Source organism: Pelodictyon phaeoclathratiforme BU-1, assembly GCF_000020645.1.
GTDB lineage: Bacteria > Bacteroidota > Chlorobiia > Chlorobiales > Chlorobiaceae > Chlorobium > Chlorobium phaeoclathratiforme.
The window spans coordinates 1,302,331-1,320,686 of the sequence record NC_011060.1 but is presented as its reverse complement, the minus strand read 5'-3'; the positions used below and the strand labels follow the sequence as shown (position 1 = coordinate 1,320,686).

18 protein-coding genes and 5 pseudogenes are annotated in these 18,356 nt (G+C 45.6%); 4 read left to right on the top strand and 19 right to left on the bottom strand.

The features are described from left to right. Window positions 1-10: 10 nt before the first annotated feature. Window positions 11-958 carry a TPM domain-containing protein gene (locus PPHA_RS06265; RefSeq protein WP_012508015.1) on the bottom strand — a complete coding sequence of 316 codons (948 nt, stop codon included), beginning with the start codon at window positions 956-958 and terminating at the stop codon, window positions 11-13. Further along, window positions 955-1,602, bottom strand: a complete 648-nt coding sequence (locus PPHA_RS06260; RefSeq protein WP_012508014.1) for a TPM domain-containing protein — start codon at window positions 1,600-1,602, stop codon at window positions 955-957. The genes PPHA_RS06265 and PPHA_RS06260 overlap by 4 nt, the downstream gene beginning before the upstream one ends. Before the next feature lie 415 nt (window positions 1,603-2,017). Between PPHA_RS06260 and PPHA_RS06255 the strand changes: the two genes are divergently transcribed. Then, complete coding sequence (locus tag PPHA_RS06255; protein ID WP_012508013.1) at window positions 2,018-2,992, top strand: DUF4351 domain-containing protein; 975 nt, start codon at window positions 2,018-2,020, stop codon at window positions 2,990-2,992. Window positions 2,993-3,235: 243 nt separating this feature from the next. Here PPHA_RS06255 and PPHA_RS16520 read toward each other — a convergent pair whose 3' ends face one another. The 6 genes and pseudogenes from PPHA_RS16520 to PPHA_RS06235 form a co-directional block, all read right to left on the bottom strand. Then, complete coding sequence (locus PPHA_RS16520; protein WP_263053230.1) at window positions 3,236-3,358, bottom strand: hypothetical protein; 123 nt, start codon at window positions 3,356-3,358, stop codon at window positions 3,236-3,238. A 23-nt stretch (window positions 3,359-3,381) separates the two neighbouring features. Then, window positions 3,382-3,723: pseudogene (gene rhuM / locus PPHA_RS06250) on the bottom strand (RhuM family protein); the annotation flags it as partial. Between the two features lie 31 nt (window positions 3,724-3,754). Then, window positions 3,755-3,883 carry a hypothetical protein gene (locus PPHA_RS16515; protein ID WP_263053229.1) on the bottom strand — a complete coding sequence of 43 codons (129 nt, stop codon included), beginning with the start codon at window positions 3,881-3,883 and terminating at the stop codon, window positions 3,755-3,757. Between the two features lie 379 nt (window positions 3,884-4,262). Beyond that, complete coding sequence (locus tag PPHA_RS06240; protein ID WP_041526461.1) at window positions 4,263-4,463, bottom strand: hypothetical protein; 201 nt, start codon at window positions 4,461-4,463, stop codon at window positions 4,263-4,265. Window positions 4,464-4,481: 18 nt separating this feature from the next. After that, the gene (locus tag PPHA_RS15910) at window positions 4,482-4,637 is read right to left on the bottom strand and encodes a hypothetical protein (RefSeq protein ID WP_190274032.1); all 156 of its coding nucleotides are present in this window, start codon (window positions 4,635-4,637) and stop codon (window positions 4,482-4,484) included. 218 nt (window positions 4,638-4,855) lie between these two features. After that, window positions 4,856-7,072, bottom strand: coding sequence for a WD40 repeat domain-containing protein (locus PPHA_RS06235; protein ID WP_223294025.1), 2,217 nt, complete (start codon window positions 7,070-7,072; stop codon window positions 4,856-4,858). Between the two features lie 132 nt (window positions 7,073-7,204). On the opposite strand from PPHA_RS06235, the gene PPHA_RS16510 reads away from it, so the two are divergent. Then, the gene (locus PPHA_RS16510) at window positions 7,205-7,477 is read left to right on the top strand and encodes a hypothetical protein (RefSeq protein WP_263053228.1); all 273 of its coding nucleotides are present in this window, start codon (window positions 7,205-7,207) and stop codon (window positions 7,475-7,477) included. Here the strand turns inward: PPHA_RS16510 and PPHA_RS16770 are convergent. The 4 genes and pseudogenes from PPHA_RS16770 to PPHA_RS16765 form a co-directional block, all read right to left on the bottom strand. Next, window positions 7,382-7,699, bottom strand: a pseudogene (locus tag PPHA_RS16770) (toll/interleukin-1 receptor domain-containing protein); the annotation flags it as partial. The gene PPHA_RS16510 and the pseudogene PPHA_RS16770 overlap by 96 nt on opposite strands. A 453-nt stretch (window positions 7,700-8,152) precedes the next feature. After that, window positions 8,153-9,178 (bottom strand): methylglyoxal synthase, encoded by a 1,026-nt coding sequence (locus PPHA_RS14570; RefSeq protein WP_049759902.1) that lies wholly within the window; start codon window positions 9,176-9,178, stop codon window positions 8,153-8,155. Window positions 9,179-9,572: 394 nt separating this feature from the next. Beyond that, entirely contained in the window at window positions 9,573-10,019 is a 447-nt protein-coding gene (locus PPHA_RS16270) for a PDDEXK nuclease domain-containing protein (RefSeq protein ID WP_049759901.1), read from the bottom strand. Beyond that, window positions 9,919-10,260: a DUF1016 N-terminal domain-containing protein gene (locus PPHA_RS16765; protein WP_397234022.1), complete on the bottom strand. Its 342-nt coding sequence runs from the start codon at window positions 10,258-10,260 to the stop codon at window positions 9,919-9,921. The genes PPHA_RS16270 and PPHA_RS16765 overlap by 101 nt, the downstream gene beginning before the upstream one ends. A 431-nt stretch (window positions 10,261-10,691) precedes the next feature. Here PPHA_RS16765 and PPHA_RS15050 point away from each other — a divergent pair, with 431 nt between their 5' ends. Beyond that, window positions 10,692-10,847, top strand: coding sequence for a DUF433 domain-containing protein (locus PPHA_RS15050; protein ID WP_223294024.1), 156 nt, complete (start codon window positions 10,692-10,694; stop codon window positions 10,845-10,847). 364 nt (window positions 10,848-11,211) lie between these two features. Here PPHA_RS15050 and PPHA_RS16265 read toward each other — a convergent pair. Next, window positions 11,212-11,394: pseudogene (locus PPHA_RS16265) on the bottom strand (group II intron reverse transcriptase/maturase); the annotation flags it as partial. 157 nt (window positions 11,395-11,551) lie between these two features. Here PPHA_RS16265 and PPHA_RS06220 point away from each other — a divergent pair. Further along, complete coding sequence (locus tag PPHA_RS06220; RefSeq protein WP_012508009.1) at window positions 11,552-12,562, top strand: DUF4351 domain-containing protein; 1,011 nt, start codon at window positions 11,552-11,554, stop codon at window positions 12,560-12,562. A gap of 222 nt (window positions 12,563-12,784) precedes the next feature. On the opposite strand, the gene fic is transcribed toward PPHA_RS06220, so the two are convergent. From fic to PPHA_RS16505, 6 genes and pseudogenes are all read right to left on the bottom strand, one after another. After that, window positions 12,785-13,666: a protein adenylyltransferase Fic gene (gene fic / locus PPHA_RS06215; RefSeq protein WP_012508008.1), complete on the bottom strand. Its 882-nt coding sequence runs from the start codon at window positions 13,664-13,666 to the stop codon at window positions 12,785-12,787. Between the two features lie 203 nt (window positions 13,667-13,869). Continuing rightward, a pseudogene (locus tag PPHA_RS06210) lies at window positions 13,870-14,013 on the bottom strand (transposase); the annotation flags it as partial. Window positions 14,014-14,092: 79 nt separating this feature from the next. Then, entirely contained in the window at window positions 14,093-15,334 is a 1,242-nt protein-coding gene (gene ltrA / locus PPHA_RS06205) for a group II intron reverse transcriptase/maturase (protein ID WP_012507238.1), read from the bottom strand. A 517-nt stretch (window positions 15,335-15,851) separates the two neighbouring features. Next, window positions 15,852-16,925, bottom strand: a pseudogene (locus PPHA_RS06195) (ISL3 family transposase); the annotation flags it as partial. A 229-nt stretch (window positions 16,926-17,154) separates the two neighbouring features. Beyond that, complete coding sequence (locus PPHA_RS06190; protein WP_012508006.1) at window positions 17,155-18,216, bottom strand: virulence RhuM family protein; 1,062 nt, start codon at window positions 18,214-18,216, stop codon at window positions 17,155-17,157. Continuing rightward, window positions 18,213-18,341, bottom strand: a complete 129-nt coding sequence (locus PPHA_RS16505; RefSeq protein ID WP_263053227.1) for a hypothetical protein — start codon at window positions 18,339-18,341, stop codon at window positions 18,213-18,215. Before PPHA_RS16505 ends, PPHA_RS06190 begins: the two co-directional genes overlap by 4 nt. Between the last annotated feature and the right edge of the window lie 15 nt (window positions 18,342-18,356).

Below are 18,356 nucleotides of genomic sequence, written 5' to 3'. Positions count from 1 at the left end.
CCGGAATCACCTACCAACTGCCGGACGCACCGCCGCCGCCCGATGATCCGCCACCGCCTGAAAAACCGGATCCACCGGACGACCATGATGAACCAGAACTGCCTGAACTAATCGAAAGTCCGCCGATTGAAGTCTGCCCCTTGGTCTGGAAATCTTTTTGAGCTTTTTTATACCAGTCGGTTTTTCGTATAAAAAGCTTTGTAATCGGGAAGCCGATCAGATAGACGATAAGACAATAAAACGCAACGTCTGACCCAAGGACAACGATCGGAAAAACTGCCCAGAATGGTATCAGAAAGAAGTATAAAAACCATCCGACACCCGGCGTCAGTATCCCGATTGCGGTAAATAATCCGATGATTCCGAAAATAAACGCTCCTAAAAGAATACGTTCCTGAATCGAAAGCTCCGGCCCTTCAATTTCAAAGAATTTCGACTTGTTCATCGAACCGCTCTTGACCTCTGACTGGGGTAATTCCCCTCCCTCAAGAAGTTTCATCACAGCATTGGTACCGTCAACGATACCACCTTCAAAGTCACTTTTTTTGAATTTAGGGGTCATAACCGTTTGAATAATGCGTCCCGCCATTGCATCGGTAAGCGTTCCCTCAAGACCGTACCCCACTTCGATGCGCATCCGCCGGTCGCCAGGAACCACCACCATCAAAACACCATTATCCTTGTCTTTCTGGCCGAGTTTCCAGGATTCGAAAACCCTGACTGAGTAATCTTCAATGCTCTCGCCACCGAGCGTGGAAATCGTCAGAACAGCAATCTGGTTTCCGGTGCGTTTTTCATGCGCCTGCAGGCTATCCGACAATGAGCGGTTAACCTCCTGGGAGAGAAGCTGTGCATTGTCCGTGATCCTGCCCGTCAGATAAGGGACGTCTGCCGCAAGAAGTATCGTGCTGATCATAAGCATGATCGGGAGTAACAGGATGATCAATCGTCTCTTCATAGTCCCTCCTCCTCGATAATTTCGTCGGGCAATTCGTTGTCCGTTGCTTCCTTGGATGTGGTTGCCAGTATGCTGGAGAGAGAGTCCAAACCGGCATCAAATGCCTGACTGATTTGTTTACTCTTCAAGAACGGAGTCATTGCCGCAATCATGATTCTTCTATCCTCTTCCTGTAGATGCACGTCCACTCCCTTGTCCGAAAGAATGACAATCCGACGCTCAAATAAACTCACCAGTAGCAGAATCCCTGTCCTTTTACGGGTAGCAAACAGCTCGCGATCCAGAAAGAGTGATTTTGCATACTGCTGCACTTCCGCCTCAGCGCGATAGCTGGACAGGAAGCATTTCGCAAATCGTGGAAACATGACGGTCAAGAGTGCCAGCAGGGCGCCGGATAAGAGTATACCAGCCACCATGATCAACGCAGGCAGATCAGGATACCAGTCGTACAACCACCAATCCAGCAGAAGAAGGATTAATCCGGCAGCGGATGCGCCGAGGGCAAACGCTTTCCATGGCAGTTCCGCGTAAGCATCACTACGCTGGATAACGCTCAAAACGATCTGGGTTCCGGTGCGCTTTTCCGTCTCGGCGACACGTCCATCAAGGTGACTGCGCTCCTGATCTGATACAATTTGTTTCATGCAGCATCCCTGTATCCGAAGATTATTATAATCGCCCCGTCCAGATAGCTTGCAGTGACATGAACTGCCTTCCGCTCCAGTCAGGATTAAAAACTCGATTTCATCCTCTTATTTCGGCAATAACAGATTGAGGGAAAAATTACAGAATAAATGGAGATCCGTCAAGAAATCCAGGAAAAACACCTTCGTAAATCCTGAAACCGAGCGCAACCCTCATTTTGATTTGTGCAGAACAACTTTTGCCGATTGCTCCCATTATCTCCGCACAGCATCACTGCGATGGATGTGGAGGCAAAGGGTCGCCGAATGGATTTTGTTTTAAGCGCACTCCCCTCTATATTTGGTTTGATGACGGCTTGGTGTGACTCATGCCGATTGTTACTGATCGGTACTTTGCCCGAACAAAGGAGATCGAATGGAAAACTCGAACGATCACTATGACAGCCCATGGAAAGAGGCCATTGAGCATTACTTTTCGGAGTTTATGGCCTTTTATTTCCCGGATGCCCATGCTGAAATAGATTGGTCACAGGAGCATATTTTTCTGGATCAAGAGTTGCGGGCAGTGGTGCAGGATGCTGAGCTGGGGAGACGCTTTGTTGACCGACTTGTCAGGGTGACCGAACGTTGTGGCAATGAAAGCTGGATATACATCCACGTTGAAGTGCAGGGCAAAAAGCAGGTCGAATTTGCCGAACGGATGTTTGTGTACAATTACCGGATTTTCGACCGATACAAAAGACCTGTAGCAAGTTTGGCGGTGCTGGCCGATGAACACAAGCTTTGGAAACCAACCTCTTATGGTTTTTCTGTGCTGGGATGTCGCCATACGCTGGAGTTCCCGGTTGCCAAACTGACAGATTATGAAGACAAACTCGACGAGCTGCTGGCATCGGATAACGCTTTTGGATGGATTACGGCGGCACACATCCTGACCAAAAAGACCAGAACAGAGGATCAGGAACGGTACAACGCAAAACTCCGTTTACTGCGGATATTGTATGACCGGCATTGGGATAAACAACGGGTAATCAACTTATTCAATGTCATCGACTGGTTAATGCAACTGCCGGAATGGTTGAATAGCAAGGTCTGGCAAGAACTTGAAACAATTGAGGAGAGAGAAAAAGTGCAATACATTACAAGCGTAGAACGTATTGGCATTGCCAAGGGAATAGCCAAAGGCCGTGTTGAGGGCCGTGTTGAAGGCCGCGTCGAGGGCGAATCAAGGTTATTGAAAAGGCAGCTTGAGCGTCGCTTTGGCCCTTTGCCTGAGTGGGTATCAGTCCGATTAGGGAGCGCAAAAGAGGATGAGCTGGAAACATGGAGTGAAGCCGTTCTCACAGCCCCGACTCTGGAAGCTGTTTTCGGAAAAACTGACCCATCGTAAAAGAGTTACTGGCGATGTACTTTCACTGAATAACCGTAATTCGACGGTGTGCTGGTTAGGCATGGGAACCAGGTTGTTTTCCATGCCCTTCATCCCCCTGCTTCGAGAGCCTTCCTGCAGGGCTTCGAAAATCACGACGATGTAATTTCAATCGATTCCCTGACCCATCACAAGATGCAACACTCCCGCTACAATCCAATCTCGCAACTCCTGGAATGGCCAGCTCTCCATGATGGGTTCACATCAAATAACTGCTTCTGTTACGAGAAGATAAACGTCAAAGTCGCTTTCAAACAGCCTGTCCTGCACGATCCGGTACTTTTCAAACTCGCTTTCGGCGTGTGCTTTGGCAATTTCTGCTGTCACCTTTCCGGCATCCTGAAAAATTTCATCTGATTGGCCCATTTACGAAACTGTACAGCACGTTCGTTTTCAATATTGAAGCCGACAGCAATCATCGCATGAAGATTGTAGTGCTTGACCTGATAGTTTTTGCCGTCGCTGGCAGTTGTTAAGTAATCCTTAATAACTGAGGTTTCTTCAAGCTCATTATCATCGACAATACGCTTCAGATGCTGGTTTATGGCAGGAACGGAGACATCATACGGTATTGCCATCATTTTCTGCGTCAGCCAGATATTTTCATACTCATAGCGCATTTCAACGCTGGTTCCGACTTGCCGACAACCGGCGACAAAGGTCAGATATTCAGCCGCCGAAGAGCGGACGATAGAGAGTTCCTTACCTGTTTTTTTCTCCCGCTCATGCCTTCACCCTCTTGTCTATCGAGAGGCAAGCCATCAGTTCGGCCTTGAGGGCCTGCGGCATCCCGTCGCCAGGGAAGCGTTTCTTTTCCTCGACATTCCGCCTGGAGAGAGTTTTTTTATCCATTCGAAAGCCGCAAGGGTTATGGGAGCCTTTGGGTAGAACAACTCGTTTTGCAAAAAGGAAATATACGATTGCAGTAAAACACGTTAAAAACAATAAATTACTGTGATTCTATTGGACTGCCTCACCTATTTCCTGCATTAATGCAACTTGTCTGGCGAATCGAGTCTTGGATCTCTCGGCATGCCTCTACTGATTGGTGAGTATCGCAGAAAGTTAACCCTGCATTGTGATCAGGGCAAAATAATGACTTCATGAACGTCCCTAATTCCCCCATGGATAACAAATGTAAGCAATACTCCAACAGCGACGACGCCATAGCGGTCAAGCCACTTAACTTTCCGCTCTATTTTTACCTAACGGTACACTTTTCTGGAATGTTTTATTTGACGAGATCATAGGTTTCGGAAAAAATATCCCCAGCCACAATTCCCATGCTGCCATACTGATTTCTGACAAACCAGTCGCCCGCTTTTCCAGAAAGCATTCCCTGGTGACCGGGTAGCTCCAGTCGATATGAACAAGTCAGAGGGGTAACATCTGCTGCCTGCGAAAGGCTGCGATACCAGCTATCTTCACCCATTTGTATTGGATGAATCGGCTAATAGAGTTTTTCAAACAACTCCCGTTGAACTGGCCACCGTTCGCCGCAAACACTAATACTAATAACAATCGCATCGCCAACCCCGCATCGAACCGGCCCCTCAAGCGTCTTGATCACTTCAGAATGCCAGATGAATACCACCGATACGACCATCTCACGCTTTCTTGCTTTCTGCCACTCCGCTTCAGCAATTCCGTTATGATATTTGTCGGTCTATATATCCACATGCGTGTGGTTAATTTTCATAGTTCACTTGCCTTTGACTCCATTCTCGATTTCATCCGCTTATCGAATATACTCGTTAGCACGAAGTACCTGCTCGCAATAGCCTTTTTGGGTTTCCGGATTTTTTCGAATAGGCACCAAGGCCTTTAATAGTCATATACAAATGCCCTTTTCTCTTTGGCAATCGGAAGCTGACGACTTTGTTTGAAATAGTCTAACTCAGAAGAAACCCTCTCCTTCCACTCTTTATCAGTCATATTCCTGTTTATTCTTGAAGAAAGCTCGTCTACCCATCCAACAGGGGCTGGCCAGCTTTTAACGATTTTATTTGCATCAACCGAGAAAATTCGCCGACCTTCATCGCAAAAGGTCACACGCTCCACCTTGTATTCATGCAGACGCAAGGGCTCTCCGATCATTTTCATTGAGCCTGCTTCCCAAAAACGTTCCGTCCGGTCTTCGCCAGCGGATATGATATATTTGCCGTCAGGACTGAACCCTATACTGGTAATCTTCCCCAAATGGGCGTTATATACTTTTTTAACCAAATTTAAAGTTCTCGAATCCCAGAGAGAAAGAGACCCATTTTCAGTACCGGTAACCAGATATTTTCCATCTACGCTTTCTGCAAGACATGCCAAAAATCCGGAATATAGTGACTTTTTGAAATTCCGTTCACCAGCAAGATGCTTCCCGGAATCCGCGTCCAGCAATTCCAGTTCTCCAAAGTCCCCCCCCAAAATGATACGCTGACCGTCCACACTGTATTTAATGGTTTTCAGCATCATAGCAATGCTGCCCTTCATTTCACCGCCAATCGGTTGTTGCGATTGAGCATCCCACATTTGCAATTGACCGTATTCCGCACCTGTTATGATTTTTTTGCCATCATTGCTGACTGCTACGGCAACGGGATGAAATAAAAAATTTTCCCCTGCGATCATGGTGCTGCCAATATTTTTCCCCGTCTTTACATCCCATCGTTGCATTTCGCCGTGGAAATGGCAAGCGATGATCGAATTGCCATCGGGGTCAAAGCACATGGCTTCTATTCCTCCAAAACGATCGATTGATGGCAATCCGATATATCCTTTTATTAACGGTCCAGCGAGTTTCCCGCTCGCTGCATCAAAGACCAAAATCGATCCATCACCATACCCCAACGCGACCAAACGTCCGTCCTTGCTGGTGCATGTGATGCTTGTCTCGGGCCAGATAACCTTCCCAATGTTATTCTGAGAAGATTCCCATCCAGAAGTTCTCCATATCTCCACCGTCCCCCCAAACGAAGCATATGTTAACTCACGTCCGTCTGGCGAATACGTCACTATTGATGATCCTGAAAAGGTGCTGTTTTTCATTAACGCACTGCATTCCACTCCCATAACGGCATTCCATATCTTGACCGTTCGATCTTGGCTGGTTGAAGCAATGTATCTGCCATCGAGACTAAACGCCAGACTGTTGATATACGCCTCATGCCCCTTGATTTTATTTATCTGGCCACCCGTACTGGCATCCAAAACCTGCAAAAAACCCTTTGAATCGCCAACGACAAACCGACTACCATCCCTGCTGAAGGCCATGGCGCTGACATATCCAACATCGGAGGAGCCCCTGATCGACTCCCACACCATATTGCCAGTCTTCAAGTCGATGAGACGAACAGTTTTCTGGTAAATTTCACTTAAGAGAATTCTTTTATAATAACTGTTGCCGCTCGCCACAAATCGCCCATCCGGACTGAATTCGACCCGTTCACACCCATGATTGATAATAGGCAAACCGATCATCTGGCCAGTGCTGGCATCCCATAAACGCATCACCTTTTCTGGGTATAGCTTGTTAGCCTGCCTTTCATTGGTGACGGTGATGACAACCATGCCGTCCGGGCTCATCTTGACATCGGTCAGCTCATCTTTTTTTAATGTGATACATTTTACCGTCAAAACACCCGTATTAATATCATAGACGCGAACGGTCAACTCACCACCACCAACAGGAACTGTGGCAACGGCACGCCCCTTAGCGACGTTGATGAACATTTTGTTAATCAGCGCGTCCTCGTTGTTTTCAAAAACGGTTCTCCTGATAAAATTGCCTGTTTTAGCATCCCAGAACTCTACGGCACAATCCTCACGGCCAACAACAATCTGACTCCCGTCCGGGCTGTAGGTCATTGCGATGATGGGCTCCTTATCCGTCACGATTTTCTTCAGATCGCGATAATGCAGCAAGGCGCTCATCAAACCACCCTCCGTTACCGTCCCAGGCATAATCCGGTAGGCCGCTATCAAGTTCTGTAACACCTTCAGATTGTCCCCTTCCTGTTGGCCAGTAATCATTTTGTCAGCATCGCTCACGAGCCTCAGAGATACTTCTTTTTTCAGCTCTGACCTTGCGCGGTTTGCACTTTTAAACGACAGGATCGTCAAAGTTAAAAGCAAAAAGACTACCCCGAATACAAGCGTTTTCCAAAGCGTATTGACCCTGGCATGCCTCGGCGTTATCGCCAGCCGTTCAACAAGATCGTCACTGGCTTTTCCTTCCCTGACGGCACCCTCTGTTTCATCCAGCCATATCTTGCCGAGGTGGCCAAGCCATTTGTTCGTCCTGTCCTTGATCGAAGGGTCATGGATTGCCCCTTCGACGTTAATGGTGATGACAGGACGTTTTGGATGTCGTTCCCTGAATTTCTCAACCTCCACCTGTACCCACCTCGGGTCATTCAGCGTCTCCTTGTTTGCCACGACAACCAGTGCCCTTGAACGAAACAATGCTTTTTGAAGAGCTGCATCCAAGGCTTCTCCTGGAGCAGCTTCTTCCTCGCTGAAAAACACCCGAAAATCATGATCCTTCAAGCGACGTGTAAGATCCGAAGCATAATTTCTTGTCCCCCTTGGTGGTCGCCCCAATGCAAACGAGACAAATATGTCATAACCAAACAGGCGAGAAGCAATACTGTCCCACGTTGAGCCTCCAACGCCCATTGCGATTTTGGGTAACAGGTTGCGCATTAAATCAAACATTGCGATTTATAATTTACGGTTTACTGAATAAATCGAAGCCACTTCAAACCGCCATGGTGTATAGAGCCGTATTCGATGTCGGTCTTATATCTCCTTCATGCAGATGCTGCCGATTCAGAAGGTCAAGCACCCATATATTTGCCTCCTTGAGTGCTTCAGCACCACAAAAAGCGCAAAAAATGAACCCATGCCTGGCGAATCGAGTCTTGTACCTCTCAGCATGCCTATTCTGGTTGATGTGTATCGTATAGAGATAACTCAGGATTGAGGTCATTACAAGTTTATGATTTCATGAACGTCCCCTATCGATCCGCCCTGTTACTCTAAAATATATAGGCTTACTCATTACAAGATTATACGTTAAATCCTCAAGCGAGGGCTCTTTTTATGCTAAAGCACTCATATCAGGTTTAACTATATCGCATATAACTTTAATTGCTGCTTACCCCTAACCGCTCTTGTCATAAACTCTCTTGCATGCATTTCATTAGTGATCATCACAACTCTATCTGAAACCATACATGCCTGAACAACAACACGTATATCGTCAATATGAGGGTGTGGACTTAAGGGATCAACAAAAAATATTACAACATCACAATGACCATATAAAATAGCTGTTGCTATTTCAATATCTCCACCCTTAGGACCAGAATGATAGCGAATCATTTTATTTCCAATCGTCCTATTCGTTGCTGCAGCAACCTCACGCCCTGTTGTACCTGTTGCTAATATAGCACAAAATTGACCAAGTTCATATTCATGATCGACTGCAAATTCGACCATTCTTGGTTTCATATCATCATGAGCAATTAATGCAATGGTCATTTCTTCAAATCTTTTAGGTTGCTCTACCAGAGGAGATGGAATTGTTTGCCTACACAATAATTCATTGCTAATCTGAGATGGAGTATCCAATGGAACATGTACTATATTATCAGGTATCGTCTCAATATCAAGTTGCAATGGTACTGCTTGATAATTTCTATTTTTATCAAGTTCAAACTCAGTATGATACCATGCTAAAACTGAGCCAATATTCATCAATCGTTTTGCATGCCATTGATCGCACAAACGAGTTAAAGCTAAGTTTTCGTTTCTTTGCCAATGATTTGCATTAGGTGCAAAAAAAGGCCAAACGATACTTAATTTTCTCTGACAAATTAAGTCAGATAAAATAATTACTCCCCCCTCATTTGTTTTTTTTAATCGCGTTAATCCACATGAGTTTAACAACCAATTAACTACTATTTGATTTAACGGGGCTAAGTTAAGCTTTTTATCACCATAGAATAAGCGATCATAAGTTCCACCAGTAAAAACAAAATGAAATGGGAAATTATCTAAGCGCTCACTATCTTGATTTAGTTCTAAATTATAAATCTGATTAATAACAGTCATTAATCGTTGATTGGCGATTACGTCATCATTACTAGCCAAAACACCAATTACTGTTTTTTTGATAGATCTTTAGACATAACACCTCCTTTTTTATGATTAAATAAAATAATTTTTCATCATAACACATTAAGTGACAAAAGCGGTAAGTAGGAATCCCCAGATTTCGGAAAAAATATTTCCATACTGAATACTTTAATTTACGTTATTAATCCTTAAATTACTACAGTTCTTCAAGAATCAGCAGGTGTTGATTTGGCTCCTCCTTCCGCTGCTTTGTTGTTTTTATACATAGTTTTACGGTATTCCCTACGATAACTTTTGCTGCTGAATCGAATGACGGATCTTACCCCATAAAGCTGTAATACTTGGATGTAAAAAAAATATGATTCATCAACTCATCCAAAGAGAAAAAACAACACGAAAACAACTCTATTCACAATGGGTCGTTGTCGAAGACGAACCGTTTCTGGCACGCTTCAAAGAGAAACCCCTTGCCAAGTTCAAGCAAAAAGTGTTCGAGGTGGTCGATAATGGCCGTTTCAAGTGCATGTTCTGAATACGCGCTCTTCTCTTCCATATCCAGAAACTCAAGCACGCAAGGGCTTTTAATCACATCCTCCGGTTTTTCAATAATCAGCCCCTTCTCTGAGAGCTGCCTGATTCCCTCCTTGTCACGACTGAGCGTCAACTGTTCATAGAGCGAGGCCGATATCTGCCGCTCAAGCTCTCTGGCACCCCAACTGTTTTCACGGGCTTCAATTTCATAGAACCGACGCTCATCAGCATTCGAATTGGTCAGCAAAGCAACATAATGCGACCACCCGAGAGCTAAGCTGCCTGCCAGTGTTACAGAGAGTTTCAGGAGCACTGGCAATGGCACCAAAAGATGTCACAGGAAGCATCTGTTGAATCTTTTGCAAACCAGCCGAAATTTCAAAAGATTGGTCAGACGGCGTCTGACCAATCTTTTGATAAGCCAGATAAAAAGTTCTGCACAATTTAAGGTTAGTCGAAGAGATACCCTTTAACCCAAGGGTTTTGAGTTCTTTTGAGAGCCGATTAATCAGGCCTTTGCCATAGAGTTCAGATCGTTCGGCTCCGCCCTGCTCAAATTCGACAATGTACCACCCGAAAAGTCAGTTCCGGATCACCAGGGAGGTGTCGACCGACCGGGCGGCTCTGTGCTGCAACTCGATGTTGGTCTCTTTGAAGAGGGCAAGTAACTGTTGATAGTCCATAAGGTTTGCGGCTTACCTCTACTGGTTGATTTGTACCGTAGAAGGATAGCTCTGAATTATTATCATTACAATTTTATGATATCACTATATGTAAACCATTCAATAAATCGGTTTGCCTTTTTGCTCGGAAATTCTTTGCCTAAGGCAATAATGCCATAGAGCTGCCCTTCCGATTTGAACGATTAAAAAACTATTTCGTTTCTTTCCCAGATACCCCAAGAAATAAAATAATCAGGATAAATGATATGAACGAGTGGCAAAAGCGGATTACCATCAACCCTTATCAGTGCGGCGGGCGTCCATGCATCCGTTGACTGCGAGGCAGGGTAATCGACATCCTTGACCTCCTTGCCGCAGGTCTGAATCAGGATGAAATAATCGAGGAATTACCCGATCTTGAAAAAGAGGATATTCTGGCGGCATTGAAATATGCCAGCAAAAAACTCGACCATCCGGTGATTGCGGCATGATCATCTGGATTGATGCGCACCTGTCTCCAATACCCCACCTCAGCTCCTCTGGGTGACTTGCGGAAACACATCGAATGCAAGAATGCGGGAAGTGCTTGAAAAAAAACTTGATAAAGCTGCCAAACTGTTGCGTTCCGGAGAAAAGGTAGTCGAAATCAGTGATTTGCGTTAAGCGAGCCTGCTCAAAGAAAATACACCGTCCAGCAGCAAAGCGGCCACCTGAATACTGAATACCGAATACAGGTTACAATTCTATAGTATTACAATATAATATATTATAGAGTTGTTTCGATATACGGAAGAACGTTCCATCGTTGCGTTTACTTAACGTAGTTGTGAACGTCTGCTCGGTATGATGGTTTCGGCGACGTCTCTCCTGTTCGACCCATTCGTCCACCACGTAGTGAAGATAGATGTTGGCAAGCAGTGGCGAGATCACCGACACCTGCGGTGTGCCTTCTGTTTGCCGATATCGTTTCCCGTCTTCGTTATATCCCGTCTTGAGCCATTTTCCGATAAGGCGCAGTGTCCTTTTGTCGCCGACTCGTATGCTCGGTCTCTTATATCTGGAATATGGAGGCACAGGGTTCGCCGAATGGATTTTGTTTTAAGCGCACTCCCCTCTATATTTAGTTTGATAACGGCTTGGTGTGACTCATGCCGATTGTTCCTGATTGGTTGTTTGTCCAAACAAAAGAGATCGAATGGAAAACTCGAACGATCACTATGACAGCCCATGGAAAAGTGCCATTGAGCGCTACTTCCCCGAGTTTATGGAGTTTTACTTTCCTGCGGCTCATGCAGAAATTGATTGGTCGAAGGATCATGTTTTTCTTGATCAGGAACTGCAAGCCGTCGTTCAGGATGCCGAGTTGGGGAAGCGTTTTGTTGACAAGCTGGTCAGGGTGAGTGTGCTGAATGGTGATGAAAAGTGGATATACATTCATGTTGAAGTGCAGGGCACAAAACAGGCTGAGTTTGCCAAACGCATGTTTGTCTACAACTACCGGATTTTCGACCGATATGACAAGCCTGTTGCCAGTCTGGCGGTGCTGGCGGATAAACACAAACAATGGAAACCAACCTCTTATGGTTATACCGTATTGGGCTGCAGTCATACTATCAAATTCCCGGTTGCCAAGCTGACCGATTATGAAGATAAGCTCGACGAATTGTTGGCTTCGGATAACGCTTTTGGATGGATTACTGCGGCTCATATCCTGACCCAGCAAACCCGAAAACAACATCAGGAACGCTACGAAGCCAAACTCCGTTTGGTACGGATACTTTATGAGCATCACTGGGAAAAACAACGTATCATTGATTTGTTATATATCGCAGATTGGTTGATGCAACTCCCGGATTGGTTGAACAGTCAGATCTGGCAAGAACTTGAAACTATTGAGGAGAACAAAAAAGTGGAATACATTACAAGCATAGAACGAATTGGTATAGCCAAAGGTATAGCCAAAGGCCGTGTTGAGGGACGTGTTGAAGGCCTTGTCGAGGGCCGCGTCGAGGGCCGCGTCGAGGGCCGCGTCGAGGGCGAATCCAGGTTATTGAAAAGGCTACTCGAACGTCGCTTTGGCCCATTGCCTCAGTGGGCATCAGAGCAGTTAGGGAGCGCAAAAGAGGATGAGCTGGAAACATGGAGTGAAGCCGTTCTCACAGCCCCGACTCTGGAAGCTGTTTTCGGAAAAACTGACCCATCGTAAAAGAGTTAACGGTTATGTACTTTCACTGAAAAAGCTGTGCTTCTATTGCGCTGCGTCACCGATTTCCTGCACATAAGCATAGTGCCGACGAATCAAGTCTTGAACCTCTCGGCATGCCTCAACTGGTTGGTTTAGTTCGTAGAAAGGTAACTCTGCTTTGTGATTGCAAGTTCATGATTTCAGGATGTCCCCAAGCTCGCCACAGCTTTTTACCGTTTTTCATTAGACATTTTCTTCATAGTAATATGAGTAGTCGATGCCTTTCATAAACATTTCGCGGTCGTTTATTTTGGTGGTAAGCGCCTTTTCCAGAAGTGTTTTTAAAACACTACTTTTGGTTGGACTTAACATCATCGCATTCATGTAATCTCGTTTGCTTATTTTACTCCAATCAACGCATTTTTTAAGGCGTTTTTTAAGTATCAAATCCAACCATATTCTGCTGCTTCTTCCATTACCTTCCATAAAAGGGTGGGCAATGTTCATTTCTACATATTTGTTTACGATTTCGTCAAATGTAGTTTCGGGCATTGCTTCTATTTGCTTTAATGTGCTACCTAAAAAACGTGATACGGCAAATTGAAACCCGCCTTTTGAAATGTTTTTTTGTCTGATCTGCCCTGCAAAATCATATAATCCGCCAAATAAATAAGCATGTATTTGTTGTAAACCTTTGGTTGAACCAATTTCCAGGCTATTGATAAAAGTACTTTCAAACAATGCATACGCTTTTGTCTTGCTTTTTCCGTCTATACTTTCATCACTATAGGTAAACCATTCAATAAATCGGTTTGCCTTTTTGCCCGGAAATTCTTTGCCTAAGGCAATAATGCCAGTATAATCCAACACATCAGTTAAATATCGTTTACCGTCATTTGCCAAAAGTTTCAGTTGGGTAGTAGCACTAACCAACTCGTTTTTTTCTTTTTTCAATTTGGCTTTAAGATATTTCCAATAGTTGCGGGTTTTGGTGTAGTCGTCCTGGTCGGTAAGCAAAGCTACAATATCCAACACACTAAACCACCACTTGGCATTTTGCTCGTCCCAAACAGCTCGCACTTCGCGGTCATCAAAAAAACGTATGGATATTTTTATATTACTCATGATTTGAATGTTACCTATATGTCATTTTGAATTTTTCTGACCAAAGGAATGGTAATTTATATATTGTAGTTGCTGTCCGCTGTGTAACGTTACAATGACAGCTAACTTGCTAACCTGCGCTACTCTATTGCGCCTTACACGACTATTCGATGAATGGCTCTTCGCGCATTTTAATGGAAAAGAAATTTCATTTTACGGCACCCTCAGATTTTCATATCCAGTTTCCCACAGTAAAAGAGGATCCTTGTTCGATAGCTTTCGAAGCCTCGAAACCCTCGAGCAGTTGCTTTTATTAACTGGATTTTGCTGTTTATTCCTTCCGATATAGCGTTGCTGACTTGATGTTTGAGGTGAGTAGACCGGAGGAATTTCACCTCCAGCCCCTCGCAGATCCGGACAGGAACGTCCCCGCTCATCCGGCTCCCATCATCTAGCCATCGAGGTATACCCCGCTTTCCAATGCGCAAATAAGTTTGGATTCTCTTCCGCCAGAAGTCGCAGTTTTCTGCTTGCTCTGGTTTTGTGCCCACTCAATTGCTTGTACTTTCTCATCATCCAGTGTGCCAAGTAATAGTTCATGTGTTGCCAAACCGGAGCCATTGCTGAACCGTAAAATCGCGTGTAGTAGTTCTTCCATCCCCTCAGTATCGGGTTGAACTGTGCTGATAAATCCGCAAGTTCCAAGCTGTTTTTGAGCTGTAGCTTCCACCTTCTGATCGTCTGCCGCATGTGTCGCAGTGCATCCCGGCTTACTCCCGGCAGAAACCCAATAAAGTAAGTTCCATCTTTCTTCTTGGCTTCCCGTGAACAGAAGGTAAAACCAAGAAATGTAAACTGATTTACTGGATGCTCGTCCTTGCGATTGCTATCCCTGCAATACACTATCTGCGTCTTATCAGGGTGTAACTCTAATCCGCACTCACGAAAACGCTCACCAATCTTTCGCTTTACCAGCTCTGCCTGTATCTTGCTTTTACAGTGAAGAACGCCATCATCGGAGTACCGACAAAACGGCACACCGGGTAGATTTTCGCTCACCCACCGGTCAAACGCATAGTGCAGAAACAGGTTCGCCAACAGTGGACTCACCACTCCCCCTTGGGGCGTTCCTTTTGTCCGTTCTATCAGCTCACCTTCCGGGGTCTCCATCGGTGCCTTTAGCCACCGCTCTACGTAAAGAAAAACCCAAGGAGTTTGGCAATGTTTCCGAAGAGCGCGCATTAACAACTCATGATCGATGTTATCAAACAGCCCCTTGATGTCGAATTCTACAACCCAATCATATTCCCAATTTCTCTTCCTCACTACAGCTATAGCGTCATGAGCTGAACGCCCCGGACGATAACCATACGAATCTTCATGAAAAACTGGTTCCAATATGGGCTCAAGCACCATTTTTACAACGCTTTGAGCTACCCTGTCCGCCACGGTTGGAACACCAAGCATACGCACTCCTCCAGATTTCTTCGGAATGCCCACACCCCTTACCGGCGGCGGAAAATAACTGCCGGAACTGAGCCTGTTCCATACCTTGTACAGGTTGTCTTTCAGTTTTGTTTCAAATGCCTGTAACGATTCTCGGTCTACACCGGCTGCACCTCCATTAGATTTCACTTGTTGATACGCTTTCAAGACAAGTTCTTTGGAAATTTCATATGGCTTTGTCATACCGAAAAGCTCCTTCTGTTTGCACAGTTGACATGACTGTATGACCAGATGACGCGACCCCTTTGCTCCAGCCTCATTACAAGGCTTTCATTGCTCGTACGAGTCGCTCCGTCCCTTGATGGCGCATTGGTATTATCGGCCTCGCTTTTTACACTTGCGCCTTTCCCTTTGCATCGCCAACGAAGGTTCCTGTAGTTCAATACAAGAGCCCGAACCAGGATCACGCTGCCTTTATGCCGGACACCGCTTGGCCAGTAAACAGGTTTCCGCCAAACTTTTCCTGAATTAACTACTCCCTTCAGTTTTGATGTCATCTTAATCTTTTCGACACGTTCACGGCAGTTTGTTTGTACTCGTCTTCCTTGGCTCACACCTGACATCTTTACGATGCCTTTTCCGTAACGCTCACGACAAGGGCTTTTGACTAATGCCGCTTACGGTGGTTTGCACCCTGCTCCTGCAAGCCGAATGCGAGGGGACTTCCCTCATCTCTTATAATGCTTGGCTACAGCGCACAGTAATTGAGAATGTTCCCTTTATGACGTTCCATCATATCTTTCACTTTTATCAGTGGCTTCAGTTTTGTCTTGTCGACTAACTCACACCAGTACGCGAAAAATATCTCGCCCCTCAGTCCTGATGAGCAGTTCCAGAAATCACGAAAGATATTCTTCAACACCCAAGCCACACCGGTCTTAAATTCGCATGCTATCAACTCGTTAAACCGTGTTTTTTGGCTCTTGGTCATCTTTTCGGGATTTCGAAGCCAGGTGTATTTCGAGCCAACCAACCTTGTATCCCCATCTTTCTTCAGTTCCTGTGATTCCTGATGCCGAACCTTGTTAACTGCGTCATTAAGATATTTGCTGATGTGAAACCGGTCGTGAACAATATCAGCCGCAGGAAGGAGCTTATGTGTAGCTGTTGCAAAGGCTTGCCACATATCCAGCGATACCGACTTAACTGCCTTTCGTTGTTGTTTTGAAAGGGTTCCTAACAGCTTTTTCGTTGCTGTCAGTGTCCGATCCTCAATGACATCAAGTACTCGGCTTTTATCAAGATCATTGAGTATGGTGATGTATTTCTGGCCCGACCTGAAGCTTTTTTCGTCCATACCTACATGCACTACATCATCGGGCTCACGGCGTAGAAGTCCTCGCTCTACAGCACGTTTCATAATCTGATCCACAGCATGCCAATCAAGCTTGAGTATATTTGAGGCCGCTTGTACACTGGAACAGTGCTGGAGCAGAGCAACGGCAAAACCTTCAAACATGAGGGTAAAACGGGAATGGGGGGCCGCCCAAGGGACTGCTATGGTCTTCACACCACACGTTTCGCACTGACAACGGGGAATGCGTGCTATGATGATGGTTTCAAACTGCATGGTATCAAGATGCCGCCAACGTTGTTCAGGGGCCTTGTCATAGGCTTTCCCGCGCACCCCACATTGAGGGCATATTACTTCATCGCCTACAAAACGGAGGTGAACTTCTATCTTCAGACCAGAAACGGAAAGGTTGACATCATCGACCTCCCAGATGGCAGGAAATCCCAGTAATTGCTGGTAATGCTCGGTTAGTTTTTGCATCTTGGTGGTTAGGATTGAAATACTGCAGTCTACAATTTTATCCCATCATTCCACTAAATTATGCGGAGAGCCCGATGAATAAGCGCAACAAAGAAGCGTCTTACTGATAGGGTACGCCTTGTAGCGTTTATTACAGACCAAGTGCTCTTTGCGGATTTTAATGGGGAATAATTGAATTTCGCCATACAAAATCATGCATGGCTAACTCATTTTACAAAAAATAAATATACTACTCATCGCCCCCTCCCTTCGGCTTCTGCAGAGACTCGATCTCCTTGACCATTCTGTCGAAGTCGCTTTCGAATAGCCTGTCCTGAACGATGCGGTACTTTTCAAACTCACTTTCGGCATGAGCTTTGGCAATTTCTGCAGTCACTTTGCCCGGATCCTGAAGAATTTCACGATCAGTCGCTGCGATGAAGCGATTGAGGCGGGTTTCCCAGTCCTGCATGGTCATGGGCATCTTGCGTAGCGCCATGTCCTCTGCAACATCGAGGTATGCCGAAACCAACCGTGAAAGTTGTGCTATTTCATGTTCGGTCAGGTAGTTCTTTGCGACCACAACGTCGAACTTCTGGATCTTTCCTCCGGGAGCATCCTTCCATGTGGTCAGCCCCATATTCTGTTTTTCGGCATCTGCCCGGTTAAAGATGACCTCCACTGCGGTCTGGCCATGTATTGCCCAGTGCAGTTTATTCTGCACGGTGGCGAAAAAGCGCTTGGTGGCCTGGGCTGTCACGTCGTAGTCGATGGAGGTTGCATAGATGTCAGTGACCTTCTGATAGAACTTGCGCTCGGAGAGGCGAATTTCCCGAATGCGCTGCAACTGCTCTTCAAAATACTGGTCGGTAAGGATGGAGCCACCGCTTTTCAGGCGTTCGTCATCCATGGCATAGCCCTTGATGGTGAACTCCTCAATGATAGTGGTCGCCCACTTGCGGAATTGTACTGCACATTCGGAATTTACCTTGTAACCGACGGCAATGACAGCGACAAGACTGTAATGTTTGGTGTTGTAGTTTTTTCCGTCTCGGGCAGTTATTCGAAAATTTCGAATAACTGAGTCCTCCTGTAATTCGCTGTCTGAAAAAACTTTTTTCAGGTGATAGTTTATGGTATGAGTCGCCACGTCATAGAGCACCCCCATCATCTTCTGGGTAAGCCAGATATTTTCATCGGCATAAACCGCATCGACGCCCCCTGTGCCGCTGGCAGCGATAAAGGTCAGGTATTCAGCCGCCGAAGAGCGGATAATAGAGAGCTCCTTTCCTGTTTTTTTCCTCCCGCTCATGATTTCGCCCTCTTGTCTATCGAGAGGCAAGCCTTCAGTTCATCCTTAAGCGCCTGTTGCACCCCGTCACAGAGGAACTGTTTATTATCCTCGACATCCCGCTCGGAAAGAGTTTTTTTATCCATTCGAAAGATGCAAGG